Origin of the sequence: Nitrosopumilus piranensis (assembly GCF_000875775.1) — an archaeon.
Taxonomy (GTDB): Archaea; Thermoproteota; Nitrososphaeria; order Nitrososphaerales; family Nitrosopumilaceae; genus Nitrosopumilus; species Nitrosopumilus piranensis.
Map to the genome: position 1 here is coordinate 1665055 of NZ_CP010868.1, position 24222 is coordinate 1689276.

Consider the following 24222-nt stretch of genomic DNA (forward strand, 5'->3'; position numbering starts at 1 on the left):
AATCAAACTCTTTAACTATTAATTTAGATAAAATATACTGTAAATGATGAGACTATCACAAGAAGAAATTGAAGTAGAATTGAAAGATTTACCAGGATGGAGTATGATAAATGAAAAACTACATAGAGAAATTGAATTTAAGAGCTTCAATCAAGCATTTGGATTTATGACCAGAGCAGCAATGGAGATTGAGAAAATGAATCATCATCCAGAGTGGTTTAACGTATACAACAGACTCGTAATCGATTTGATGACTCATGATGCAGGTGGCATCACAAAAAATGATATCAATCTAGCCAGAATTCTAAATTCGCTGGTTTGATGAGAATTCTAGGCACAAATATTTCAGAATTTATATAATGACTCTGGTGCAGATGACTTTACATGGCAACAAGTCCCACAATATTGGATTCTGACTTTAGGTATATCGACAAGAAAGGAAACCTCATGAAAACTCGAACAGAGTTAACGGTAGCCCAGATGCTAGACTTTTTGGAAGATGAATACCAATACAATCACAAGGTTACATTGAAAAATGGAACTGAAATTACAATTGATTTTAAAACTGCAAAGGGACTCATAGAAGTAATTGACAATGAAGATGACATTGCAAAATACAAACAGATCAAAGAAGACTTTCCTGACCAAAAAATCATGGCAATTGGACATGGAAAATATGCTGCACAGTTAAAAGAATTACAAGATATTGTATTTTATGATAAAACACCACAAACAGGTTCTATCTTTTTAGATGATGGATCATTTGCATTTGATTATGCACACATCTTGCCACTAGTTGAGAAATGCTCCATACTACATGGACATACATCATCTGTAATGGTTGAACTAGTTGGACAGATGAAAGACAATTTACTTGTAGACTTTGGTGTTGCAAAAAGAATCGTTAAAGAAGTTTTAACCGCATTTGATCACAAATTCTTCATTAACAGAAAATATCTAAAATCAGAAGACGACTCTCACTATGTCATATCATTTGAAGGTCCTAAAGGAATGTTTGAATTGCAAGTTCCAAAAAATACAACCTATCTTTTAGAAGGTGAAGCTACAGTAGAAAATCTTTCAAGTGAACTTATCAAATTACTAGCACCAAAGATGCCAGCAAATGTTGAAGCAGTCGGTGTTTACATCTATGAGGGATACAACAAAGGCTCCCATATCATCTCAAATATCTCAAGATAATACAAAATGGACCCAAAAATTACAGAAAAGGCATGGAATCCAGAGTTAGAAGCACAGGTCTTAAAAAAATGGCAGGACTCTGACATTTACAAATTCACTCCAACTGATGATAATTACACCATAGATACGCCTCCACCATACCCATCAGGCAGGCCTTGGCACATTGGAGCTGCTGCTCACTACTCCCAGATAGACATGATTGCAAGAACTGCAAGAATGAATGGAAAAAATGTTTACTTTCCAATTGGCATTGACAGAAACGGATTGCCTGTAGAGTTCTACACTGAAAAAAAGCACAACATCAGAATGAGAGAAACAGAACGTGGAGAGTTTTTGGATTTATGCAGAGAAGCACTTGATGACTTGGAAGAGGAGATGGTGTTAATCATGACAAATCTTGGTCTTAGTGGTGATTTGAAGAACCATTACAGAACAGATTCAGAAGAGTATCGGGCATTAACACAATCTACATTTATCACACTATGGAAAGAAGGAAAAATTGTTTTAGCTACTAGACCTAACAACTACGATTGGGTTTCAGGAACTACAATTGCAGATGCTGAAATTGCATACCAAGACTTGCAGACAAAACTAGTCCACATGAAATTCAAGATTAAAGATACAGACAAAGAAATAATCATTGCAAGTACAAGACCTGAACTGCTTTGTGCATGTCGTACCATTATAGTAAATCCTGAAGACAAAAGATACACTCCATTTGTTGGAAGTAAGGTAATAGTTCCAATTACTGGTGCAGAAGTAGAAATCAAGACTCACCACTCTGCACAACAAGACTTTGGCTCAGGAGCTGTAATGGTTTGTAGTTACGGTGATCAAAACGACGTTGCACTATTCAGAGAGATGAAGCTAGAAGAGATTGTTGCAATTGGTCTTGATGGAAGAATGACTGAAGTTGCAGAAAAATATGCAGGACTAAAACCAAAACAAGCAAGAGAAAAAATTATCGAGGATTTAGAATCAAATGGTTTTGTAGAAAAGATTGAGGAGATTTCTCACAGAACACCAATTTCAGAAAGAAGCAAGATTCCAATTGAGATTATTCCAATGGAGGAGTACTATCTCAAACAAAAAGACTCCATTGAGAAAATGCGAAAATTAGGCTCAGAAATCACGTTTTACCCCTCTATGCACAAACAAATTTTGATGAATTGGCTTGATTCCATATCCATTGACTGGCCAATATCTCGAAGAAGATACTATGGAACAGAGATTCCTATCTGGTATTGTTCTAGTTGTTCTGAACCACATGTTCCTGAACCAGGAAAATATTATCAACCATGGAAAGAAAAGTGTCCAATAGACAAATGCAGTAAGTGTGGAGCTGCTGAATTTACTGGCGAGGATAGAACATTTGATACATGGATGGACTCTAGTGTGTCGCCATTGTTTGTATCAAAATATCACAAAGACAAAGAATTTTTTGCCAAAGTTTATCCAACATCAATTAGACCTCAAGCAAAAGATATCGTAAGGACATGGCTATACTATACACTATTGCGATGTGATATGTTAACGGGTAAGAAACCATGGATTGAAGCTTGGATTATGGGTTATGGTCTAGATGAGAAAGGAACGAAGATGAGTAAAAGTAAAGGAAACGCAATTGATCCACTTCCAGTAATTGAAAAGTTTGGAGCTGACACATTCCGATTTTGGAGTGCAAGTGAGACTAATCACGGATATGACTTTAGATGCAATGAACAAAAGATAGAGTCAACAAAGAAATTCTTAAGCAAGCTATGGAATGTCTCAAGATTCTTGTCTAGCTTTCCTATAGTCAAAGAAGGCAAGCCGACTACAGTAGATAAATGGATTTTATCTGAACTAAATAATTTAGTTAAAGATTGCAAGAAAGGATATGATGAGTACAACTTTTTTGTTCCAGCAATTGCAATTAGGGAATTTACTTGGAATCTTTTTGCAGCTCACTATATTGAAATGGTCAAAAAACGAGCCTACGGAGAAGGATTCTCAGAAGAAGAAAGAGATGCTGCCATTTACACCCTACACAAAACACTCTCTACAATTCTAAAACTACTAGCACCAATTACACCATTTATCACAGAGTATCTCTGGCAGACATTATACTCTGAGAATAGTATCCATACAGAAAGACAAGTAGAAGCAGAAGATGTAGAAGATTACTCTAAAATCACAGAAGAAGTAGTCCAGTTCAATTCCAAAGTTTGGAATGAGAAAAAGTCAAAGGAATTGTCATTAAAGGACTCTATTGCAGTTGAAGTTCCTGAGGGCTTGGCAGAATTTCAGAAAGATTTGCAGTCAATGCATAATTTAGAATAGATTTTAGTCTATATCATTTACTTGAAAAGTGATTGGAAGATAAGTCATTCCTTGTTCACTTCTAAAAGATATTTTCCAAGTACCAAAAAACTCACAATCAGAACATTCTTCTAAATCACTAGAAGATACAGGGGTAAAGTAGTGATTAACAGCATCTTTTGATCCATCATATTGTAATGTGTGATGTATTTTTCCATCAGGACGAATAAAATCTATTTTTCCTTTGGAATCTAATGGGATTTGATCTCCAATTAGAAATACAGTATCATCAACACCATAAGTTCCATCTAAAATGGCAAATGGACCTGAGTACAGATTATTAGAATACAAGTTATCATTTTCAGAATCATCAAAATGACTCATAGAATTTACAGGATTTGATGTAAAATCTGAACTATCCAAAACAAACGTAATCAATACTGCAATACCAATAACAATTGGAAGCCCATAGATGATTTTCGGAATTTGTATGATCAATTTTTTTTCTCCTTTGCAGAAAATTCAATGCTACACTTCATGCAGCAATATTTTGCAGATTGATGGTTTTTCAATAAAATAGAATGTTTGCAGTCAATGCCTGTTTTGGAGGCCTGTTCTAACATCTCGAGTTTCCTCCAAAACACTTGTTGCACAATATCTCACAGGAGTCAGTAAGGGCAACTCGGACGTTGCTTGACCAGCATTTGTGACACAAGCCTACAAAAGTTGTAATATGTGGGGAGGAAGGGGCTCCCCACATAGATGAATCGCTTGTCCTTTGATTTATGCAAGAGCTGCGACTGTGTGACATAATACCTCCTCACCGTACATGCATTGACTATGGAATCTGACTTCAGTTGGTTGGGCGCAATTAGTGCAAACTAGTTGTAATGCTTGTCTGCAATGTTCACATTGCAGATGCATCTCTAGTTCTCCACCACACTGTCTACATAATGTGTCCGGCATGTTGGATCACCCAATGTGCTATTTTGTAAATGTCACCAGTCAGAAATGCAGTTGCAATTCCTGCACCAATGGGAACACCCATTGCCATGCAGGCAAGATCAAATGCAACTACTTTTTTGAATGGCGCATGTACCATCTTATTCCATGTACTCATCTTTTGCATTTTGGTTTCACCTCAAGGAAAGTTTCTCCTGCCAAACTTCCATTTGGAAAGAATCTCCTCAGATTCTGAGGAAACTTTTTCCATCGAAGTTTTGACAAATCCTTTGATTTGCTCTATTGACGAATTTACTTTCATCTTTTTTCTCCTCCGCAATTTACTCCACTGCAATAAGCTTTCCTTGGGGTTGCTCTTTTGCTAGGGATAGAGTTAGTTCTAAAACCCCATTTGTGTACTTGGCTTTTGCAGAGTTTTCGTCTACTTTTGATGGTAGAGGTATTTTCTTTTCGTACTTTCTGTCGCCATGCTCAGCTGAAAGCATAACATACTTTCCTGATACATTCAACTTGATATCAGACTTTTCAATTCCGGGCATCTCTGATACCAGTTTCAAAGTACGTTCTTTGTCATTGACTGAGACATCAACGTATGGATCTCTTACTTTGGAATCAGCAAGAGTACTAGTTGGTTTGGCATTTCCCCACTCAGTGACATGAGGAACTCCATCTTCTCCTATGGTCTTTACATAACCATAGTAGTATGGTCCAGCTGTCTGGATATTGGTTGGTTTTGTATATTCGAAGACGTCATCCATGGCAAAAAAAGGACTAGACAATCTTCGAAATGCTCTTTCGAATTGGTCATCAAACATCTTTTAATCACCGGTGTATGTAATAGAGGTTACAAAATATAAAGATTTTGCATAAATTATCCATAAATAACATATTGTCATATTTATGACAATATTAAAATAGAATAATTATGGAGGGATTCCATGCAAACTGCAATCTTAGAATTTGAAGATCATGCAAGACCAAAATCCCAAAGACAAGTTACCTATTTTTGTAGATTATGCAGAGAGTATGGAATTAAGACAAGAAAAGCACATCTGCAAAACTTTCACAATGCAAGCAGAGATACTGTAACTAAAAGAAGCAATGGAGATTTGGTGGATGTTATCTTTATAGAATCAAGATAGATCTTCAAAAAATAAAAATATCTCAAATGGAGTACTGAAAAAAAATGGCTACAGGTAATGGTTGCAATATGTGTGATTCAGAGCATGATGGTGATTTTTACAGATTTTGTAAATGTAGTTGTCATGCAAGAATTGCAAGAGAGATTGTAGGATAAAATGTTGATTTGAATTAAGAATTAGTTTTTAGAGTCTTTAACTAGATTTACAAAATACTTGTGAACTGCCAAATCCTCAGTCAGTTCTGGATGAAAAGAAGTTCCAATGATATTTCCTTTTTTGATTGCAACAATTTTCTCATTAAACTTTGCAAGTACCTCAACATCACCAGCTGAAGAAATTGCAGGTGCTCGAATAAAGACACCATTAAAGTTTGAAATTCCAATAGAGTCCATTGAGATGTTAGCTTCAAATGATTCTCGCTGTCTTCCAAAAGAATTTCTTTCAAGCTCAATGTCTAGAAAATCAAATAGCGGTTGCTCAGTCTTTCCTACAACCTTGTCACTTGCATTGTTAGATAATAGTATCATTCCAGCACAAATTCCTAAAACTGGCATTCCTGATTCTACCTTTTGTTTGATTATTTTTTGAGAACCATTTACTAGAGACATTTGTCCAATTGTGGTACTTTCACCACCAGGAATGACTAGTCCATCCATTTGAGATATCTCCTCAGGGGTTTTTACAACATGAACAGTTGCATCTTCATTGAGGTCAGCAATAGAAGCTATCAAAGAAGATGCATTTTCAGCAACATCACCTTGGACAGATAAAATTCCGATTTTGGCACTCATGCTGAACCGCCTCTGTCTTGCATACGTAATTCTAGGGTCTTAACATCTAATCCTAACATTGATTGTCGCTCATCAATCATCTTTTGTGCTTCTTTGACCTTGTCAGTCTCATCCCAGAAAGTTGTAGCCAAAACTATTGCTCTTGCACGTTCTGGTGCATCATTTGCATTAAAAATTCCAGAACCAACAAAGATTCCATCACAACCAAGTGACATCAAATATGCTGCATCAGCTGGTGTTGCAATTCCACCTGCTGCAAAATTCACAACAGGTAATCTACCAAGTTTTGCAGTCTGCTCTACAATATCATAAGATACTTTGAACTCTCTTGACATTCGGACTAAATCTTGATTGTCACCTGAATCATAAATTGATTTTATTGCTCGTAGTTCATCATTTACTTTTTTAATGTGAGTGATAGCTTCTGCAACATTACCAGTCCCTGGTTCTCCTTTAGTTCTAATCATTGCAGCTCCTTCTTCGACTCTTCTCAAAGCTTCTGCAAGTGATCGTGCACCATTTACAACTGGTGTTGTCAAATCCCATTTCCAAATGTGACGAAGCTCATCAGCTGGAGTTAATACTTCTGATTCATCAATCATATCAACATCAGTCTCTTGCAAGACAAGTGCTTCATTGACATGACCAATTCTACATTTTGCCATAACAGGAATTGTAACTGAATCCATAATATCTTCAATAATTCTAATACTTGCAGTTCTTGCAACACCACCTGCTTTTCTAACATCAGATGGAAGTTTGTCTAATACCATTACAGAGACTGCGCCTGCCTCTTCGGCTATCTGTGCTTGCTCCACAGTTGTGACATCCATTACAACTCCGTTTTTTAGCATATGTGCAAAGCCACGCTTTAGAGTAGAAGAGCCACGGATAACATCAGATGATTCTGATTTTTCAGAAATTATTCCCTTTGCATCTTTACGTTCTCCAGATAATGGAAGCATACTCTAATTTTTCCTAGACGGTATTTGTACCTATTCACTTATGTCATTAATAATCCGGTCAAGTTCAGATTCAACCATGGTAATTATTGGAGGAATAAAACCATCAGTTGCACTTTGTTCTGGCCAATGGATTTCTTGTGCCCTGCCATTCAAAGTTATTTTTACATTAGACTTTTGAAATTCAGTTGCATTCTCTAAAATTGGAAAAGACTCAGACGGGATTTGCATAAACCCAGTCTCTTTGATTAGTGCCTTTATCTTGTTTAATTTTTTTTCATCTAGTGTAGAGCGAATGTCTGGCTGAAGATATCCTTGCTCAGTTACAGAATACTTCATCTCCCCGTCATTTTTGATTGTTAGGATTTCGGTCTTTTGTGCACCAACACGTTCTGTTACTCCATAATTGATCTTCTTTAGTTGATGTTTTGTGTATTCAATGTCAATCTTATCAAAAGAGTTTGCAGCAGAAATTGGAATTTCATTTTTTGTTAATAATGGAACAGAAATTAGTAATGCAACAATGACAGGAATTGCTCCCAATACCAAGTAAAATTTTTTCACCATAATTTATGAACAAATACAGTTTCTCATCATTCTCAAATAAATCTTGATTAAAAATAAGTTAAAATTCAAGATGAATATGTCGATTCTTGTGGGTCTGTAGTCTAGCCTGGTAGGACGATGGTCTCCAAAACCATCGGTCGTCGGTTCAAATCCGTCTGGGCCCACCACTATCTATTTCTCAAAACATTAAGAGCAGAACCAGCTTTGAACCATTCAATCTGAGCTTGATTGTAAGAGTGATTCAGCATAATCTCTTCTTTGTTACCATCATTATGTGTAATGATACACTTGACTTGTTTGCCAGGTTGCAAACCATTCAAATCAACTAGACTGATTTTATCATCTTCTAGAATTTTTTCATAATCATCAGGGTTATCAAATGTCAATGCTAGCAATCCCTGCTTTTTCAAGTTGGTCTCATGAATTCTTGCAAGACTTTTTGTAATTACTGCAGCGCATCCCAAATAACGTGGAGTCATTGCTGCATGTTCTCTGCTGCTTCCCTCACCGTAGTTGTTATCGCCAATGATTACCCATCGCATCTGTTTTTCTTTGTATTGTCTTGCGATTTGAGAAAATGATTCTAGTTGATTATTCAAAACATTCTTGCCTTTTCCTACTTCGTCATTAAATGCATTGACTGCACCAAGCAACATATTATCACTAAGATTATCCAAATGGCCTCGAAGGGATAGCCATGCACCTGCAGGAGAGATATGATCAGTTGTACATTTTCCTTTGGCCTTTACCATGATTGGAAGTTCTTCAAAGTCTTTTCCATCCCATTGTGAGAATGGTTCTAGTCTTTGCAGTCTCTTGCTGTTAGGATCAATGATTACCTCAACATCATCAGTGTTTTCTGGAGGTGCAACAAAGATTCCTTCAGGTCTCACGAATCCCTCTTCTGGAACTTCAGGGGCAGGCTTTGGAGGCTCTAGCTTGAACTTTGTTCCATCAGCTGCAGTTAGTTCATCAACAAGAGGATTAAAGGAGAGTTTTCCGCCCAAAGAAAGTGCAATAATCATTTCAGGACTGCCAATGAAATTCAATGTACTGCGGTGTCCGTCATTTCGTCCAGGGAAATTTCTGTTAAATGTTGTAACGATAGTGTTTTGCTCATCTTTGTCTAGTTCAGGTCTGTTCCATTGACCAATACAAGGACCACATGCATTTGCCAAAACTGTTGCACCAATGTCTTTGAGTGAATCCATCTGTCCATCACGTTCTATTGTTCCTCGGATTTGTTCAGAACCAGGAGTAACTAGTAACGGAATTTTTGCTTTGATTCCTTTTTGTTTTGCTTGCTCTGCTAAACTAGCAGCACGTGACATGTCTTCATAAGATGAATTTGTACAACTACCAATTAATGCAACAGAAATTGGATCAACATAATCATTTGATTTTACATCATCGGCTAACTCAGAGATGGAGCGTGCTAAATCAGGAGTGTGGGGTCCTACAATGTGTGGTTCTAGTGTTGAAAGATTAATCTCAATTACTCTATCAAAGAATTTTTCAGGATCAGATTCTACTTCAGGATCAGCTATTAAGGATTCCTTGTTTTGATTTGCAAGTTCTGCAATGCCACTTCTGTTTGTATATTTTAGATAAGTCTCCATTCTCTCATCGTATGGGAAGACTGAACATGTTGCACCAATTTCTGCTCCCATGTTAGTGATTGTGGCCTTGCCAGTACAGCTAATTGATTTTGTTCCAGGACCAAAGTATTCAACAATAGCATTGGTTCCACCAGATACTGTCAACTCTTCTGCAACCTTTAGAATGATATCTTTGGGAGCAGTCCATCCGGTTAGCTTACCAGTTAGTTTAACGCCAATTCTTTTTGGGTATAGTAATTCCCAAGGCAGCCCAGCCATTGTTTCTGCTGCATCTAATCCACCAACACCAATTGCAATCATTCCTAGACCACCAGCATTTGGAGTATGAGAGTCAGTTCCAATCATTAATCCACCAGGAAATGCATAATTCTCAAGTACTACCTGATGAATGATACCTGCACCTGGTTTCCAAAATCCACATCCATATTTTGCAGAAGCTGATTGCAAAAATTTGAAGACTTCGCTGTTCTCATCAAGTGAAACTTTCATGTCAACATCGCCTTGAACTTCAGCTCGAATCAGATGATCACAGTGTACAGTAGTTGGCAATGCTGTTTGTTTTAGTTCTGCTTGCATAAATTGAAGCATTACCATTTGTCCTGTTACGTCTTGTAATGCAACTCTGTCGGGTTTGAGAAAAACGTAATCTTTTCCACCAGTAAAATTTGTATCATCAATTTGGTTAAAATGTCCAGAAAGGATTTTTTCAGTAAGTGTTAGTGGTCGTCCTGTAACGTTTCGGAATTTTGCGATGTTTTCTTTTAGTTTTGTATAAACACCTGAAACAAGTTCCGGAGTAGAATCAATATTCACATTATGCGGAGAATTCATCCCGAATTTAATATTTACAATTAAAAAAATTCAAAAATCAAAGCCACAGGCATGTAAATTCTTAACAATTATAAGCTAAAAGCAGCTTTTTAATTCATTGTTGGGGAGTCACATGTTTTTGAAGATGAGGTGTAAAAATGGTCAATAAGGGTTTTCCAAAATTTGGAATGTCTCAAGCAGGTGCATTTGTTGCAGCTCTAAAAAATTACAATTTACCTGATTTCATTTTAGTTCTTGTTGCAAAAGAATGCAAGTCAGACTTGCTAGAAAGAGGAAGAATCGATGACAGACTACAAAGCATGAATGATGAAGCATTAGAGTTATTGCACAAAGTCTTTGTAGGATGCGAAGAAGACAAGGCAGGAAAATATGCACAGTACAGATTCTATGCATATGTCTCAAGTATGTACCACAAATGCGAAGTTCTAGTCAATGAAACAATTCCTGGTAAAACTGGCAAGAATCACAAAATTCCCGTAGCAGTAAAAAACAACGGAATGTACATTGCAGTTGCACAAAACAAGGCAACCGGACATCCAGTTAATAAAAAAGATGCAGTAAAGTTCTACGATATAGTAGATGACATTAAGAGTGGGGACCACGGAACTATGCTAACTGATGCAATTTTTGGCTCCTCAGTAGGATTCAAAGGAGATGCACTAGTTGAATTAGAAAACTTGAGCAAATCAAGAGATGATGATCCTGAAAACAAATTAGATTTTAAAACAGCAAACTTTGAAAATAATATTTACTCTGTAACAAAGTGTTAATTTTACAAATTTAGTTCTCTAGTATCCATTGTAAGAAACATTGGCTTTCCATCTGTTCTTTTAAAATTTTCATCATATTGTTCAAACTCTAATTGCTCAAAGAGATGTTTTGTCCAAATATCATGTACTTCTCTTGCATGTTTTTTTCTACCCATCTGTCGCAGCTGCTCATGAAGTATTTCATGAGATACAGTTGTACAGTTTTTTTCTGCAAGGTATAGTTCATTGTTTGGCTCTTTTGGTTTTACCCAAAATACCATTCCAAAGTTTTCTGCATGATATCCTTCACAAGTACAATCAGTCCACATTGGTCTGAAATGAGTCAGATAGAAATGATAGATGTCTTTGCCTCTTTGGTCATGATCACGCAATAGAGTATGTGTGTCTAGTTTTTGTAAAATGCTAGTTGGCTTTGTGATCATTTGATCACATTTGATTTCATAGTCTTTGCCAAACTTTTCTTTAATCCAAACTTTGAAGAATTGAGCCATTTTCTTGACATATTCATACTCAAATTGTCTCTCTTTGAGCTCTTCTTCTTTTACGACAAAAATAAAATGTAAAATCATAATAAGAAAAAAGGGGTGTTTATGTTTGGCCTTCAATACCCATTAGGGTTAGTGTTGAGCGAATCTTTTCAATTTTTCTGATCTTCCAAGTAATTGTTTCTCTAAGTTTTTCAACAGTATCAGACTCGATCTTGGCCAAAATATCATATGCACCAAAAGTTCCGTGAACTTCCTTAACACCTTCTAAGCCCTTTAGTTGTTGAATAATTGCTTCTTCAGAACCTAGTTCACAGTTGATTAACACATAAGCTGTTGCCATAAAATAATTACAAAATTCGACTATATCAATAAACCGATTACGTTTAGTTTTGAGAAATCTTTAAAATTTCATCCCAAATTGGCTTTGGAACAGGCATGACAGATAATCTAGAAATTCGAATCAGTTCCCAGTCTTTAAATTTTTTATTTTTCTTCATCTCATCAAGTGTAACGGGACGCTTTAGTGCTTTTTTGTATTTTACATCAACTACAATAAAACGTTCAACGTCTTCTTTGGGATTCGAATATGGTTTTGATGTAACTTGCATAATTCCAACTGCTTGTCTTTCATCACCGGTGTGATAAAACAAAACAAGATCACCGGATTTCATTTCCCTCATGTGCTTTAATGCCAAGTTGTTATGGACACCATCCCAAACAGTTGTCTTGTCTTTTTTTAGTTGCTCAAAATTATAACCGCGAGGTCCGCTTGGTTCTTGTTTTGCCAACCAGTAATTTACCATTTTCAAATTTTGTATCATCAAGGGATACTTTATGGTTTATGAAAAGACAAAATGTTCCCCGGTTCTGACTCGCACAAGATCATTGGTATTTTAGCCAAAACCTCCTTGGGTTCTGAAACCGGGGTTGCCCATAATGTAGCACGCCTGGGTGAATTAGAAATCATTGGTATCATTACGATCGACATCATCCTAATCCGTCTGCGTGCCTGCTCTTGGGCGATTAATTATAGAGCATATCCTACTAAAAACCATTGATGGAGATCAAAAATCAAACACTGTTTTTTGTAGGAATCATAGTTTTGATTTTGGGGATGTTGATCATAATTTTTGATTATCCACAACTTCAGCTCTTAGAGAGTATGGATTCAGAATCATACTATATGCTTGATCAACAAAAAAAGGACATTCATCAAAGAATGAAAATTGAAATTAGCATTGGAATTGGATTATTTGTCACAGGAATTGGATTACTAGCAGTGTCTTTTCTAAAGATATTTGAGAATAGACTCAGATAATGATATCTCAAAACCAACTACAGGTACGCGGATTTTGTAATTTTCAATAATTTTGGAGTTTATCTCACCGATAACACCAATTGTTTTATTGTTAATTACCACATCGGCACAATGACCTTTTTCAAATGAAGGATGTTCTGTAGTTTTGGTTTTAATTTCTATATCAAATCCTGTCTTTAATGCTGATTGTAAAACAGACTTGATTTCAGTAAAGTTTGCATCCTGATGTGCACTAATTCCAGAGAAACACCTTTCTTCAGAGACAGGATTGCCTGAAGAAAATACTGTTCCAGTTTCAAATAGTTTCTGAGGATATGACTCGTGAATGTTCTTTGATAGATTCTCTAATAATCCAGGCAAAATTGAATCACGCAATATTGTATGCTCTTGGCTTTTAGAGTCACGAACAGAGATGATGGTTTGTGGTTCACGGTTTGCCATTTCATAAAGAACTCTTTTGCTAGTCAAACTAGAGTTCAGTGCCTCAAGATATCCTAGTCCAATCATAGTTTGACTAAGAGATTTTAGTTGCAGTGAGATTGGATTTGTTTGTCCAAGTGTTTGAGAAGGAGACATTGTAGGCTCAAGATTCTGTATTCCATAGCCTAAAGCAACTTCTTCAACTAAATCCATTGGGCCAAAAATATCAAAACGATATGCAGGGATGACGCAAACAATATTTTTGCCTTTGAGCGTGGCATCAAGTCTTGATTTTTTTAGAGACGATACAATCTTTGAATTATTTAGATTCAGTCCAAGTGTTTGATTAATTAATAATGGATCAACTATCATCTTTCGTTCAGCAAGTTTTGGAGAAGAGTTTTTTGCACCAGAGATTTGAACTGACTCCAAAGAGAATCCAGCGCTTTGCAAAATTGTTGCAACCACAGATAACATGTCTTCTGCATCAGCTTTGTTTATTCCGGTAACCTCAACAAACAGATTTTTGGTTTTTGTAGTTACAGTAGTTACTGCAGCATTAATTATGGGAGGAAAAGAAATTGTCTTCTTGTTTGCATCAAGTATCAAAGGCATCTTAGAAGAATTTGCAAGCAAATCTCCATAGTCCTTTCCAACCTCAGTTGTTTTGAGAATCTCATCAATGGAGAGTTCTTTGGTAGAGTTTAGCGGAGTAAACTTGTATTTTCTATCAGATGTGGCATAGACTAGAGGAAACTGAATTTTATCTAAATCATGAATACCAATTGAGGATTTTTTTCTTTTTCGTCCAATTCCAAAATGCAGGTCTTCTTGCATTACCATGAGTTGCTTGATGGTTTTATCATCAATTTTTCCATTTTTTGCAACGATTCCAGTTACAAATGGCCTTACTTTGGTAACATCAGATTTTACAGAAATGGCATATTGTTTTGATTTTTTGATTTTGAGTTTGATTGCACCTGTTTTGATTCCTAGCAGTCCTTGCATTCCCAATGCAATTCCAAAGTCAGTGGAATAATCAGGTCTGTTTGGACTGTATTCAATTCGGACTAGATCCTTGTCTTCAGACTCTATATCAAGTCCTAAAAATGGCAATGAATCTGCAATCTGTTTTTTTGATGCCTTGCCAATTAGTTTTTGAAGACTAGAATAAGATAATTCTACTACTGGCATTTTGTTGCACTCCTCAACCAATTCAAATTGTTATTGTAAAATTCTCTTACATCATCAAGACCATACTTTAGCATTGCAATTCTTTCAATGCCACCGCCCCATGCCAAGACAGGTTTTGTTATGCCAAGAGGTTTTGTAACTTCAGGTCGGAATATTCCCATTCCAAATAACTCAACCCATTTTCCCAATCTTTCATTGTATACCATAGTTTGAAGTGATGGCTCTGTATATGGGAAGAAGGTTGGCCAGAACTTTATTTTTGTAATTCCAATTCGTTTGTAAAACTCTCGCTGAATTCCCATTAGATTTCTCAAGTTGGCATCTTTGCCAACAACTACTCCTTCAATTTGATTAAATTCTACAAGATGTTTGTAGCTGACTTTTTCATTTCTAAAGACACGTCCCAATGAAAATACTCGGGCCTCATCAGGTTTTGTTTCTGCAAGATGTTTTATTGTAACACAAGTGGTGTGGGTGCGTAAAACCATCTTTCGCGCTTCGTTGATATCCCACTGGTATCGCCAATTTTTCTTGTGAGATTCAGAAACCTTTTTGATTTGCTCAGGTGTTGCAATCTTTTTTGCAGAAACCCCATCAAGATAGAAAGTGTCTTGCAGTTCTCTTGCAGGATGGTCTTGAGGGGTAAATAGCGCATCAAAGTTCCAAAAGCTTGACTGTGTCATGTTTCCATAAATTTCTGAAAAACCCAAAGTGACAAAAATTTCACGAATTTCATCAATAGTGTTTTTTAGAGGATGAGTTCTGGCAACATTAGTAGCAGGTACTGTAGCTTCAACATCAATTCCGCCTGAAGAATTATCAAGATTAAGTGATTTTGCAGAATCGGTAAGAGAGATTTGCTTGGTCTTTAGAATTTCTTCTACAACAAAGTCAGGACGTCTCAAGAGTCCTGATAAATCATCAGAGTCTAGTTGATTAACATCTAATTTCTGCTCGCCGATTTGTTTGAGAGTTTTTTCTCCAGGTAAAACAGATGGCGGACTCTTAAGAGAAACATTATCTGATGTTGTCTCTACCCAATTGTTTTTTCTTGCTAGTCCCATTGCAGGTCCAAACACTGGACCCAGTTCTTTTTGTAAATCAGATAGTTTAGATTTTGTTTTTAAAAGATCTAACAATCTTCTTTCAGGTAGTCCCTTTTGAAGAGATTCCTTTCCGTTTTTTCCCAATCTAATGATACTTGATTTTGATTCATCAACATTTGCCAGTTCTTTTAGTTTTAGCCATTCAATTCCACGTCGGATTTGATCTGATGAAAGTCCTGTAGATTTTTCAAGATTTTCAGGAGTTTGTTTAGGGTTGTCTTTTAGAGATATGATTATTTTTTTTTCAATATCATGAAAAACCTGTGACAACACCAAAACTTCGAAAAAGACTTTTTAAACCTTAACCTAAGTCAATTTGAATGTCAGCTGACGATTTCGTTGTGACTCCTTGGCATGTCGAGGGAGATATAGACTATGATAAATTAATCAAGCAATTTGGCACTCAGAAGATTTCTCCAGAATTACTGCAAAGAATCACAAAAATTACTGGCGAAGATCATTTCATGCTCAGACGAGGTATCTTCTTTTCACACAGAGAGATGAACAGAATTCTCAATGATTATGAAAAAGGTAACAAATTCTTCTTATACACTGGACGAGGGCCATCAGGACACACCCATATTGGCCACTTGGTTCCATGGGTTTTTGCAAAATGGCTACAAGAGAAATTTGATGTTAACATGTATTTTCAGCTTACAGATGATGAGAAATTTTATTCAAAACAAAATCTAACTTTGGATGAAACAAAAAAATTTGCATATGAAAATGCACTTGACTTTATTGCACTAGGTTTCAAGCCAGAAAAAACAAAAATCATTATCAACACAAGAAATATTCAAACGCTTTATCCAATTGCAGCTCAAGTTGCAAAGAAAATTAATTTTTCAAACACTAAAGCCACTTTTGGTTTTACAAATGACACTAATATTGGTATGATATTTTACACATCACTACAGTCTGCCCCATGCTTTATTGAAGACAAGCCAGTCTTGATTCCTCTAGGAGTTGACCAAGATCCCCACTTTAGACTAACAAGAGACATTGCACCTAAAATTGGAAAACCAAAACCAGCATTAATTCACAACATAATGATTCCAGGACTAGAAGGGCCTGGAGGAAAAATGTCAGCTTCTAATGAAAACGGTACTGTTTACACAACAGATGAACCAAATGTAGTAAAAAAGAAAATCAACAAACACGCATTTTCAGGTGGCCAAACAAGTGTTGAAGAACACAGAAAGCTTGGAGGAAATCCAGACATTGATGTGTCATATCAATATCTAAGAATATTTTTTGAACCAGATGATAACAAGTTAAAATCAATTTATGATGATTACAAGTCTGGAAAATTACTTTCTGGAGAACTAAAAGCAATTTTAATTGAAAAAATTAATGAATTTCTAGCAGTGCACCAAGATAAACGCGAAAAGGCAAAAGACCAGATTGATGAATTTCTTTTTGAGAATAAATGAAAATAACAATTACGTGTGAAGACAAATATGAGGCTCAAAAACTAGCCAGTCTTATTTTCATCAAAGATGGAAAAGAGACATTTATCACAGGAATTCTAAATGTTGTAAAAAACGAATTGGTAATATCATTAAAGGATAAATCGGCTCACAGTATTTTACTTGAGAATGAAGCAAATGTAGAAAGATTTGCAGATTTTACCCAGTCAGTTATTGACAAAGAGCACAAAATAGTATCAACTAAAATTCTTGAAAATCAAGTAGAGATTGTTAAGGGTTGAACCTAGGAACCAAACATGGTCCAGAGTGCCACTGCACCAACCATTGCAATTAAAGAAATTCCAATTGCCTTCAAATCACTATTCATAGTTTAATTTTAGAATTATTATAATTAAAGTGTTAATAAATTCTCAAAGATGATTTTAGATCATCGTGGGAAAAATTTACTTTTTTTCTGTTTAGGTCGGGATTTTTGTTCTTTAGGTTTTGCAACAGGCTGTCGAATTTCATTACAATTCAAGCACAGCACCTTTAGTTCCTCTCTTGCAAGATCAGGCTCTGAGATATATTTTCCCCAAGATGAGGCAGAACCGCTACGTCCAATTTCATCAAAAGAAGAATCATCAGAAACAGGACTAAACCCTAGAGCCCGTTCATCTTTAAATCCACAACTAGAGCAAACTTTGCCTCCCAAGATTTCAAATAATTTTTCTTTGATTGTTGCATAGAATTTATCTGATCCATTACTGAAAAAGCTCTCGCGTTTTTTTGAAAATTTATCATTTTTTAGTTTTCTAGGTCTATCTCTACTTGATTCTCTTCTGTCATCTCTGGAATATCTTGAGCCACTGTCATCTCTGCGAGATTCTCTTCTGTCATCTCTGGAGTATCTTGAACCTCTATCATCTCTTGAATAATTATCACGTCCTGAATCTTGTGGTTTATTTTGTCTAAAACAATCACTGCAGTAAACAGGTTTGTTGGTTCTTGGAACAAATGGGACTTCACATTCATCTCCACAATCAGCACATGTTACAGTTGTAGATTCGTCTCTGGAATATCTTGAGCCACTGTCATCTCTGCGAGATTCTCTTCTGTCATCTCTGGAGTATCTTGAACCTCTATCATCTCTTGAATAATTATCACGTCCTGAATCTTGTGGTTTATTTTGTCTAAAACAATCACTGCAATATACAGGCCTATCAGTTCTTGGAACAAATGGGACTTCACATTCATCTCCACAATCAGCACACGTTACAGTTGCAGACTCTCTTTTTCTATCTCTAGAGTATCCATCATCTCTAGAATTTCTAAAAGAGCGAGTAGTATCATCTCTTCTTCTAGATTTTTTCTTATTAGAATACTTTGATTTGTAAAGTTCCATGATTCTGATTATGTTGATTTTATTGGTTATAGATACTTAGAGGTTGTATTTGTGCCTAGAAAAAAATATTCAAACTAGTGATTTGTCCATTTCAGTTGCAAGAATTTCTTGTACTTTAAGAAAATATAATTTTGTTGAATAAGGCATATCATCTAAGTTATTGTCAACTGCAATCATAAAATATCTAACAGCACGTTTTGAGATATCTAAATTAAATTTCATCAAAAGTATTGGATCTTGATGAACCTTGATTTTGTCTTGAAGCCAGGGGGGCGCCATCTCTATTGTTTCTTTGATAATTTTATCATACCAAAATGACAGATTCTGAGGATGTAATCCCTGTTTAAGATTAGATACATCCGTATCTATTTTTTTCATCATATGGTTAATGATTGCCATGAGACTGAATCCTAGAATTTTGTTTTATTGCAATTACTCAAAGTTCTGCAAGCTACTTGTCAATTGATAACAAGTTTCCTTCTGGATCAATTTCAGAATTCTTGATTCTAGTTGTAGAGATTCTAGAGCCGTCTTTTGCCAAAAACATGGGCACAGTAATGATTTTGACTGGAGGCAGACTCTTTTGAGCCCTTAACTTGTTTAGTGCATCTCCCTGATTACTTGTTTCATCACTTACTACAAGTGCCTCAACTTTGGGTTCTAAAACTGCAGGTCCAAAATCATTTTCTAGTTTACTAATTTGAAAAGAAGAGTTTGGAAATTCTTTAAAAATAATTTCAGTTAGATTTGCTAGACGTTTTTCATATTTGTTTGAAACAGTCTTTCCCTTTCTTTTTGCAAACTCATCACTAGTCAGTCCAATGATTACTTTATCTGAAATTTCAAAAGCACTTGAAAGTAGTATGATATGTCCCCTATGAATTATATCAAATGTGCCTCCCATTGCAACTAGAGAGAATTCAGACATGCCAATCTATGGGTTTCTTTGAAAATAAACCTACTAGTTTACATTAATTAAAACAAATGGACCCTGTTCTGCCAAGGGAATGTTACTTCTATCCCAAACAAAAGTCTCAATGAAAAAGAGTCCACTTTTTTCTGGAATCCAATCTACTACCTGAGATTGGAGTTTTGCAAATTCAAATCGTCCATCAAATTTTCCAATGTATTCGACTTTGCCAGTTTCAGCTTCTTTGATTTGAACATAATACGTGTATGGAACATTATAGCTATTTTGTTCCTCAACAAACTCCACTGTGGTTTTACTTTCAATATTTACTGTAGAACCAAGTGGAATTTCAGATAGTTTGTTTCCATATGAATCAGTTACAGAAACACTTGATATCGATACAAGTTTTGTTAGTGATTGTGGTTTGGGAATTTTTACATCAACAAAATCAGAAGAGAACACATCTGATTCTGCAAATAACAAAAAGCCTACTGCTCTAAAATCAATTTTTTTATCAATATTAAATGAGACTTCAGCATCAGACTCAACATCACCTAATTCAATTGTTGCTACCTCAAGAATTCTAGGTGGTTCAAACCCATCATAGAATGCAAGGTAAACATTGGTGTTAGAATTTGGCGCACCGCTATTTTTCAATACTCCTTCAAAGAACAGTGTTTTGTCCAATGAAACTTCACTAGTGTATACAGCAAGTCCTTTTTGTTTTGATGATGAAGAATCAAATCCCAGAAGAGTGATTGATGCTTGGGTAATTGCAGGATTTGGAGTTTCAGAGCGAATAGTAAATGGAGACTCACCATTTGGTGGAATTACCTCAAGGGTTGTTCTGCCTTGAACAATCTCTATAGGATTAGGGTCAAGATCATCAAATAATTTTACTTGAATCAATACATTAGTAACAGAAGTTTGAGAATTGTGATTTTTAACAGCACCAACTACAACAGTATAGCCATCAGAATCCTGATAGACAAAAGGAGTTTCACTTTTTAGAGATACTGAAAGTGTTGAAGGAGTATCAGTGACTTCAGCAGAAAAGGCTTGTGAAAATGGAATAAGAAGGAAAACCAAAAACGCGCCAAAAATGAATTTTTGCATCAGTATTTTTTTGGTATTGAGATTAATTTTCTAGAACATATCATATAGTCAACAAGAAAGGTAACAACGTTTTACCTAGTTTACACTAATTAAACAAAATAATAAAAAGAGATGTAAGTTTTAGTTTCTCTTTGCGGTAATTGCTAACCAGTAAATTAATCCTGGAGCTAAACCAACAATTAGTGGAATGAATACTGGCCATCCATCTACTGCGCTTGCCATGAGGAAAAACGGAAACTTATCCTATTTAAATCCATCCAGCAAACCCGAATTCTGCGAAGATCGTGCATATTAGAAGTGGACCGGACGGAATTTGAATCCGTGACCCCCCGCGTGCAAGGCGGGTATACTACCAGGCTATACTACCGGCCCACACGAGGTTTGATTAATCTGTGGATTTTAATTGTTGTCTTCTTGGCAAGAATTTTATTTGAAAGCAGGAATGTTTTCTCATGGTACTTTTAGAATCTCAAGTTAAGCTAAAAGCAGGAGATATTGCACCTGATTTTGAGTTACTGGGAATTGATGACAAAAGACATTCCCTAAATAATTATAGCAATTACAAAGGAATCTTGATAATTTTCATGTGCAATCATTGTCCTTATGTCAAGGCAAAAGCTGATGCATTAAATGAATTGTATGAAAAGTTTGGAAAAGATATTGCAATTATCGGAATCAACAGTAATGATTCAACAAATTATCCTGAAGACAGTTTTGATGCAATGAAAGAGACAGCAAAAGAGAAGGGATTTGGATTTGACTATTTGATAGATGAGACACAAGAGATTGCCAGGAAATATGGTGCAATGTGTACTCCAGACCCATTCTTGTTTAATGCCCAAAAACAGCTAGTATTTCATGGAAGAATTGACAATGCAATGAAGCCAGACGATACTGCTACAGAAAAGACCATGATTAACAACATCCAGAAATTATTAGATGGAGAAAAAATCGAAAATGACTTTGATCCATCTATTGGCTGTTCAATCAAGTGGAAAGAAAATTAGACTTAAATGACTCTGGCCTAGAGATTTGTTCGTGGGCTCGTAGCTCAGCTTGGCTGGAGCGTTCGACTGATAATCGAAAGGTCATGAGTTCGAATCTCATCGGGCCCATTACTTTAGATTTTGATATACTGTTTGAGACCACTGAATGATTTCATCTAATTTATCTGTCAAAAGATCAGAACTGTTCTTGGCTTTTTTTGAAGGATTTCCACAAAGTATCAATTTCATACGTTTTCCAGATTTTATTTTGATTGGATTAATTGAATCAGCAAAAAAGTTCAGTCCCGCATCTGTTTCTGAGAAAACAAGTACAATCAAAATACCTGGTTTTTGTTTCCAAATCTTTCCAACCAGTTTTTGAAAATCAAGATCAAACAAGACGTTGATTGCCGAAGACATATCCCCCAAATGAGAAACCTGCCATCCATCTGAATGAAATGCAGTAGATGCTGCTTCTGCAAGTAGACTGCTATGAAAGTCAGCTGAAATTACAACTATGTTCTTTTTTGGATCAGCAACTATTGGAATTTGATTTAAAATTTGAAGAGATTTGGAGATTGTAGTTCTAAGTAGGTTTTGCTCAGCAGAGCCAATTTTTCCTTCATCAAACAAGTTCTTGACTAACTCTATAGTAGGAGAAATAACTTCAATTATCAAACGATTAGCTGTTGCTCCAGAGTGCAGAGAGTTTCGAATCAAAGAGTAAACTTGATCTTCTTTTCCTTTAATCAAATAATCAAGAAACAGAGGTCCGACTTTGAAATAGTCATCAGGAAAATTGAAAGATTCTTGTCCTGGCTCTAAAAACCACAACGTCATATTTCCAATATTTTTTTGTCTAACCAATCCTTCAACTGCAAAAACCTTGAGATATTTTGTCATGGTAATTCTGCTAATCTCCATTTTATCAGAAATCTCTACTCCTGACATTCCAGTTTCAGAATCCTTCAAAACTGAAATTAGTTTTTCACGAATTTCTTCAGCAGAATATCCTTTTCCCATAATTGCTCTTGGATGAAGGTATTGTATAAAGACTAATTTTGATTAACACCAGAAATATATTTTTAAAATGGTTCTGTCACCTTTACAGTGTATATCCTCCATGTTACCCTTAGGTTGATAATTATCACAAGGTAGTTCGACAGGCATGAGTTTAGGGTCTTTTTTCACAAAGGCATAACCTACATTATCTAATCCATCAATTACTACACATGGTTCACCATCATCATTTTTTGAAGTGAAAAAAGATGATGCAAAGACTGTCTTGAATTTTTTTAGTTTGGGATTGCACACCAAATGGTCTTTTGATTCTTCAGCGGTAAGTAGGGAATTACAAGTTTGGCATCAAAATAGATTAGTCATCTTTTTCTTCAATTTCACCAATAAAGGATTCAATGGGTTTATCGATTTCTTCCTTGTATGTCATTAACGCAACAGGTATCATAATCATAACAATCACACTTGTCAAAACCCAAATGAAATTGGTACCTAACCACTTGTCATTAGATTGCAGGATATTTTCATCACTAATTTGTGGCATCATGCTGGAGATACTCTCTCCATAACCGCCACCCGTTTCAACATTGAAAAGAATTGAATCCTCGCCATCAAACACTGTCGCTTTGATAGGAGTAGGATGAGCACTTGCTGATGATATTAAATTACAGACTAAAAGTAGTACAAATACCATTACCAAAATCTTCATACTGTAATATTCGGCAAACTGAAATTTAAGAATTGAAATAAAGTTGAATTAATACACACCTAGAATTATTTCATCAACCGAAAGGTAACAAGTCAAATATCAACCGATAAGTGGTACAATACCTTTAAAATAAAACATTATATACTTGGGTACCTTAATGTACGGTAAGGGAAAAGTAAATTGCCAAAAGCAGGATTCAAATCAATAACAGTTTCAGAAACAGTCTACGATAAATTCCAAGAAGTTTATCAAAAGAGTAAAGACGACCTGGCAATGAAAGGTGTCAATAGTTTCTCAGGATATGTTACTTACATGTTAGAAGAGATGATGCAAAAGGACAAGACCTTTGCAAGATATGCTCCAAAGATTGAAAAGATTTCAGTCGATGATGATAGAATAATTCTAAAAGACAATATCAAAAACAGAATTGCAGAAGTTGCAGTTCAGAAAGGAGAGTTGTTCTGCCAGCTTTGTGATGAAAAAGATTGTGTCCATGTAGGTTATGTCTGGTCCATACCAGAAGTCTATGAAATTTTAAACGCTAGAGGAATCAAACATCCAAAATAGTTGTGTATGGAGGAGGTGGGATTTGAACCCACGAACTCCTGAGAGACAGGATCACCCATTATTTGATCTTAAGTCCTGCATGTCCAAAAGCACAAAGTGTACTTACTTTGGCCAGGCTTGATTACTCCTCCAACAGGGTAAAAATGTGTGTGAAATTTAACAGTTTACAGATTATGCCAAGATAATGAAGAATTATAAGGATTTTCTACAGGGTGAATTTGTGCTTCGATAGCTCAGCCTGGTAGAGCGTTACCTTGGTAAGGTAAAGGTCGCGGGTCCGGATCCCGTTCGAAGCTTTTTTCAATTTCTAAAATTATTGGTCAAAATCGTATTTTTGGGGAATTTACGAAGTTTGTATTTAAGCTCTTACTCAACTAGGAAAAAGTTAGTTCGAGATCAATTTTTTTTGTGTCCCTAAGTGTTAAAAAATT

The 24222-nt window shown here is 35.7% G+C and carries 31 protein-coding genes and 5 tRNA genes; 13 read left to right on the plus strand and 23 right to left on the minus strand.

Translation table 11 applies throughout. The features are described from left to right. Positions 1-43: 43 nt before the first annotated feature. The 3 genes from NPIRD3C_RS10075 (at position 44) to NPIRD3C_RS10085 (ending at position 3522) form a co-directional block, all read left to right on the plus strand. Entirely contained in the window at positions 44-322 is a 279-nt protein-coding gene (locus tag NPIRD3C_RS10075; protein WP_148704012.1) for a 4a-hydroxytetrahydrobiopterin dehydratase, read from the plus strand. A 62-nt stretch (positions 323-384) separates the two neighbouring features. Further along, on the plus strand, positions 385-1200 hold the full coding sequence (locus tag NPIRD3C_RS10080) for a 6-pyruvoyl trahydropterin synthase family protein (RefSeq protein ID WP_148704013.1): 816 nt from the start codon (positions 385-387) through the stop codon (positions 1198-1200). A 6-nt stretch (positions 1201-1206) separates the two neighbouring features. Beyond that, entirely contained in the window at positions 1207-3522 is a 2316-nt protein-coding gene (locus tag NPIRD3C_RS10085; protein WP_148704014.1) for a valine--tRNA ligase, read from the plus strand. 3 nt (positions 3523-3525) lie between these two features. Here NPIRD3C_RS10085 and NPIRD3C_RS10090 read toward each other — a convergent pair whose 3' ends face one another. The 5 genes from NPIRD3C_RS10090 to hsp20 form a co-directional block, all read right to left on the minus strand. Next, on the minus strand, positions 3526-3999 hold the full coding sequence (locus NPIRD3C_RS10090; RefSeq protein WP_237087669.1) for a hypothetical protein: 474 nt from the start codon (positions 3997-3999) through the stop codon (positions 3526-3528). Between the two features lie 285 nt (positions 4000-4284). Beyond that, positions 4285-4467 carry a hypothetical protein gene (locus tag NPIRD3C_RS10095; RefSeq protein WP_148704016.1) on the minus strand — a complete coding sequence of 61 codons (183 nt, stop codon included), beginning with the start codon at positions 4465-4467 and terminating at the stop codon, positions 4285-4287. Continuing rightward, complete coding sequence (locus NPIRD3C_RS10100) at positions 4448-4630, minus strand: hypothetical protein (protein ID WP_148704017.1); 183 nt, start codon at positions 4628-4630, stop codon at positions 4448-4450. The genes NPIRD3C_RS10095 and NPIRD3C_RS10100 overlap by 20 nt, the downstream gene beginning before the upstream one ends. Before the next feature lie 12 nt (positions 4631-4642). Beyond that, the gene (locus NPIRD3C_RS11045; RefSeq protein ID WP_255464608.1) at positions 4643-4765 is read right to left on the minus strand and encodes a hypothetical protein; all 123 of its coding nucleotides are present in this window, start codon (positions 4763-4765) and stop codon (positions 4643-4645) included. Between the two features lie 19 nt (positions 4766-4784). Next, positions 4785-5279: an archaeal heat shock protein Hsp20 gene (gene hsp20, locus NPIRD3C_RS10105; RefSeq protein WP_148704018.1), complete on the minus strand. Its 495-nt coding sequence runs from the start codon at positions 5277-5279 to the stop codon at positions 4785-4787. A gap of 123 nt (positions 5280-5402) precedes the next feature. Between hsp20 and NPIRD3C_RS10110 the strand changes: the two genes are divergently transcribed. Next, positions 5403-5606, plus strand: coding sequence for a hypothetical protein (locus NPIRD3C_RS10110; RefSeq protein WP_148704019.1), 204 nt, complete (start codon positions 5403-5405; stop codon positions 5604-5606). Between the two features lie 176 nt (positions 5607-5782). Here the strand turns inward: NPIRD3C_RS10110 and pdxT are convergent, their stop codons facing one another. Genes pdxT through NPIRD3C_RS10125 form a run of 3 tightly spaced genes read right to left on the minus strand, consistent with a single transcriptional unit; the run spans position 5783 to position 7926 of the window. After that, positions 5783-6397 carry a pyridoxal 5'-phosphate synthase glutaminase subunit PdxT gene (gene pdxT, locus NPIRD3C_RS10115; RefSeq protein WP_148704020.1) on the minus strand — a complete coding sequence of 205 codons (615 nt, stop codon included), beginning with the start codon at positions 6395-6397 and terminating at the stop codon, positions 5783-5785. Beyond that, positions 6394-7362: a pyridoxal 5'-phosphate synthase lyase subunit PdxS gene (gene pdxS, locus NPIRD3C_RS10120; RefSeq protein ID WP_148704021.1), complete on the minus strand. Its 969-nt coding sequence runs from the start codon at positions 7360-7362 to the stop codon at positions 6394-6396. Before pdxS ends, pdxT begins: the two co-directional genes overlap by 4 nt. A gap of 30 nt (positions 7363-7392) precedes the next feature. Next, positions 7393-7926 carry a hypothetical protein gene (locus tag NPIRD3C_RS10125; protein ID WP_148704022.1) on the minus strand — a complete coding sequence of 178 codons (534 nt, stop codon included), beginning with the start codon at positions 7924-7926 and terminating at the stop codon, positions 7393-7395. A gap of 90 nt (positions 7927-8016) precedes the next feature. On the opposite strand from NPIRD3C_RS10125, the gene NPIRD3C_RS10130 reads away from it, so the two are divergent. Continuing rightward, a tRNA-Trp gene (locus NPIRD3C_RS10130) sits at positions 8017-8093 on the plus strand. Here NPIRD3C_RS10130 and NPIRD3C_RS10135 read toward each other — a convergent pair. Then, on the minus strand, positions 8094-10376 hold the full coding sequence (locus NPIRD3C_RS10135; RefSeq protein ID WP_148704023.1) for an aconitate hydratase: 2283 nt from the start codon (positions 10374-10376) through the stop codon (positions 8094-8096). A 137-nt stretch (positions 10377-10513) separates the two neighbouring features. Here NPIRD3C_RS10135 and NPIRD3C_RS10140 point away from each other — a divergent pair, with 137 nt between their 5' ends. Beyond that, entirely contained in the window at positions 10514-11146 is a 633-nt protein-coding gene (locus tag NPIRD3C_RS10140) for a hypothetical protein (RefSeq protein ID WP_148704024.1), read from the plus strand. 2 nt (positions 11147-11148) lie between these two features. Here the strand turns inward: NPIRD3C_RS10140 and NPIRD3C_RS10145 are convergent, their stop codons facing one another. The 3 genes from NPIRD3C_RS10145 to NPIRD3C_RS10155 are packed head-to-tail and all read right to left on the minus strand — an operon-like array spanning position 11149 to position 12437. Beyond that, positions 11149-11715, minus strand: a complete 567-nt coding sequence (locus NPIRD3C_RS10145) for a hypothetical protein (protein WP_148704025.1) — start codon at positions 11713-11715, stop codon at positions 11149-11151. A gap of 19 nt (positions 11716-11734) precedes the next feature. After that, positions 11735-11974, minus strand: a complete 240-nt coding sequence (locus NPIRD3C_RS10150) for an Lrp/AsnC ligand binding domain-containing protein (protein WP_014963852.1) — start codon at positions 11972-11974, stop codon at positions 11735-11737. A gap of 43 nt (positions 11975-12017) precedes the next feature. Beyond that, complete coding sequence (locus NPIRD3C_RS10155) at positions 12018-12437, minus strand: EVE domain-containing protein (RefSeq protein WP_148704026.1); 420 nt, start codon at positions 12435-12437, stop codon at positions 12018-12020. 254 nt (positions 12438-12691) lie between these two features. Between NPIRD3C_RS10155 and NPIRD3C_RS10165 the strand changes: the two genes are divergently transcribed. Continuing rightward, positions 12692-12952 (plus strand): hypothetical protein, encoded by a 261-nt coding sequence (locus NPIRD3C_RS10165; protein WP_148704027.1) that lies wholly within the window; start codon positions 12692-12694, stop codon positions 12950-12952. On the opposite strand, the gene pheT is transcribed toward NPIRD3C_RS10165, so the two are convergent. Both pheT and pheS read right to left on the minus strand, forming a co-directional pair. After that, on the minus strand, positions 12923-14566 hold the full coding sequence (gene pheT / locus NPIRD3C_RS10170) for a phenylalanine--tRNA ligase subunit beta (protein ID WP_148704028.1): 1644 nt from the start codon (positions 14564-14566) through the stop codon (positions 12923-12925). The genes NPIRD3C_RS10165 and pheT overlap by 30 nt on opposite strands. Beyond that, positions 14557-15942 carry a phenylalanine--tRNA ligase subunit alpha gene (pheS, locus tag NPIRD3C_RS10175; protein ID WP_148704029.1) on the minus strand — a complete coding sequence of 462 codons (1386 nt, stop codon included), beginning with the start codon at positions 15940-15942 and terminating at the stop codon, positions 14557-14559. Before pheS ends, pheT begins: the two co-directional genes overlap by 10 nt. Positions 15943-15992: 50 nt before the next feature. Here pheS and NPIRD3C_RS10180 point away from each other — a divergent pair, with 50 nt between their 5' ends. Then, a complete protein-coding gene (locus NPIRD3C_RS10180) occupies positions 15993-17105 on the plus strand; it encodes a tryptophan--tRNA ligase (protein ID WP_148704030.1) in 1113 nt (370 codons plus the stop codon). Beyond that, a complete protein-coding gene (locus NPIRD3C_RS10185; protein ID WP_148704031.1) occupies positions 17102-17383 on the plus strand; it encodes a hypothetical protein in 282 nt (93 codons plus the stop codon). The genes NPIRD3C_RS10180 and NPIRD3C_RS10185 overlap by 4 nt, the downstream gene beginning before the upstream one ends. Before the next feature lie 146 nt (positions 17384-17529). Here the strand turns inward: NPIRD3C_RS10185 and NPIRD3C_RS10190 are convergent, their stop codons facing one another. The 5 genes from NPIRD3C_RS10190 to NPIRD3C_RS10210 form a co-directional block, all read right to left on the minus strand. After that, the gene (locus NPIRD3C_RS10190) at positions 17530-18486 is read right to left on the minus strand and encodes a CxxC-x17-CxxC domain-containing protein (RefSeq protein ID WP_148704032.1); all 957 of its coding nucleotides are present in this window, start codon (positions 18484-18486) and stop codon (positions 17530-17532) included. Between the two features lie 69 nt (positions 18487-18555). Beyond that, positions 18556-18885: a hypothetical protein gene (locus NPIRD3C_RS10195; protein ID WP_148704033.1), complete on the minus strand. Its 330-nt coding sequence runs from the start codon at positions 18883-18885 to the stop codon at positions 18556-18558. A gap of 52 nt (positions 18886-18937) precedes the next feature. Continuing rightward, positions 18938-19414, minus strand: a complete 477-nt coding sequence (locus NPIRD3C_RS10200; protein WP_148704034.1) for a phosphopantetheine adenylyltransferase — start codon at positions 19412-19414, stop codon at positions 18938-18940. Positions 19415-19447: 33 nt separating this feature from the next. After that, positions 19448-20512 carry a hypothetical protein gene (locus NPIRD3C_RS10205; protein WP_148704035.1) on the minus strand — a complete coding sequence of 355 codons (1065 nt, stop codon included), beginning with the start codon at positions 20510-20512 and terminating at the stop codon, positions 19448-19450. Positions 20513-20810: 298 nt separating this feature from the next. After that, positions 20811-20884, minus strand: a tRNA-Ala gene (locus NPIRD3C_RS10210). 80 nt (positions 20885-20964) lie between these two features. Here NPIRD3C_RS10210 and NPIRD3C_RS10215 point away from each other — a divergent pair. Together NPIRD3C_RS10215 and NPIRD3C_RS10220 are read left to right on the plus strand one after the other, a co-directional pair. Then, positions 20965-21519, plus strand: coding sequence for a thioredoxin family protein (locus tag NPIRD3C_RS10215; protein ID WP_148704036.1), 555 nt, complete (start codon positions 20965-20967; stop codon positions 21517-21519). Positions 21520-21552: 33 nt separating this feature from the next. Continuing rightward, positions 21553-21627: transfer RNA gene (locus tag NPIRD3C_RS10220), tRNA-Ile, on the plus strand. Here NPIRD3C_RS10220 and NPIRD3C_RS10225 read toward each other — a convergent pair. Genes NPIRD3C_RS10225 through NPIRD3C_RS10235 form a run of 3 tightly spaced genes read right to left on the minus strand, consistent with a single transcriptional unit; the run spans position 21628 to position 23224 of the window. Further along, positions 21628-22521 (minus strand): helix-turn-helix domain-containing protein, encoded by an 894-nt coding sequence (locus NPIRD3C_RS10225; protein ID WP_148704037.1) that lies wholly within the window; start codon positions 22519-22521, stop codon positions 21628-21630. It abuts the tRNA gene before it with no gap. A gap of 42 nt (positions 22522-22563) precedes the next feature. Beyond that, the gene (locus NPIRD3C_RS10230) at positions 22564-22815 is read right to left on the minus strand and encodes a hypothetical protein (RefSeq protein ID WP_148704038.1); all 252 of its coding nucleotides are present in this window, start codon (positions 22813-22815) and stop codon (positions 22564-22566) included. Positions 22816-22873: 58 nt separating this feature from the next. Further along, positions 22874-23224 (minus strand): hypothetical protein, encoded by a 351-nt coding sequence (locus tag NPIRD3C_RS10235; RefSeq protein WP_148704039.1) that lies wholly within the window; start codon positions 23222-23224, stop codon positions 22874-22876. Between the two features lie 180 nt (positions 23225-23404). On the opposite strand from NPIRD3C_RS10235, the gene NPIRD3C_RS10240 reads away from it, so the two are divergent. After that, positions 23405-23791 carry a hypothetical protein gene (locus tag NPIRD3C_RS10240; RefSeq protein ID WP_148704040.1) on the plus strand — a complete coding sequence of 129 codons (387 nt, stop codon included), beginning with the start codon at positions 23405-23407 and terminating at the stop codon, positions 23789-23791. A gap of 7 nt (positions 23792-23798) precedes the next feature. On the opposite strand, the gene NPIRD3C_RS10245 is transcribed toward NPIRD3C_RS10240, so the two are convergent. Then, positions 23799-23922, minus strand: a tRNA-Leu gene (locus NPIRD3C_RS10245). 91 nt (positions 23923-24013) lie between these two features. Between NPIRD3C_RS10245 and NPIRD3C_RS10250 the strand changes: the two genes are divergently transcribed. Further along, positions 24014-24087 (plus strand) — tRNA-Thr (locus NPIRD3C_RS10250). Positions 24088-24222: the final 135 nt, after the last annotated feature.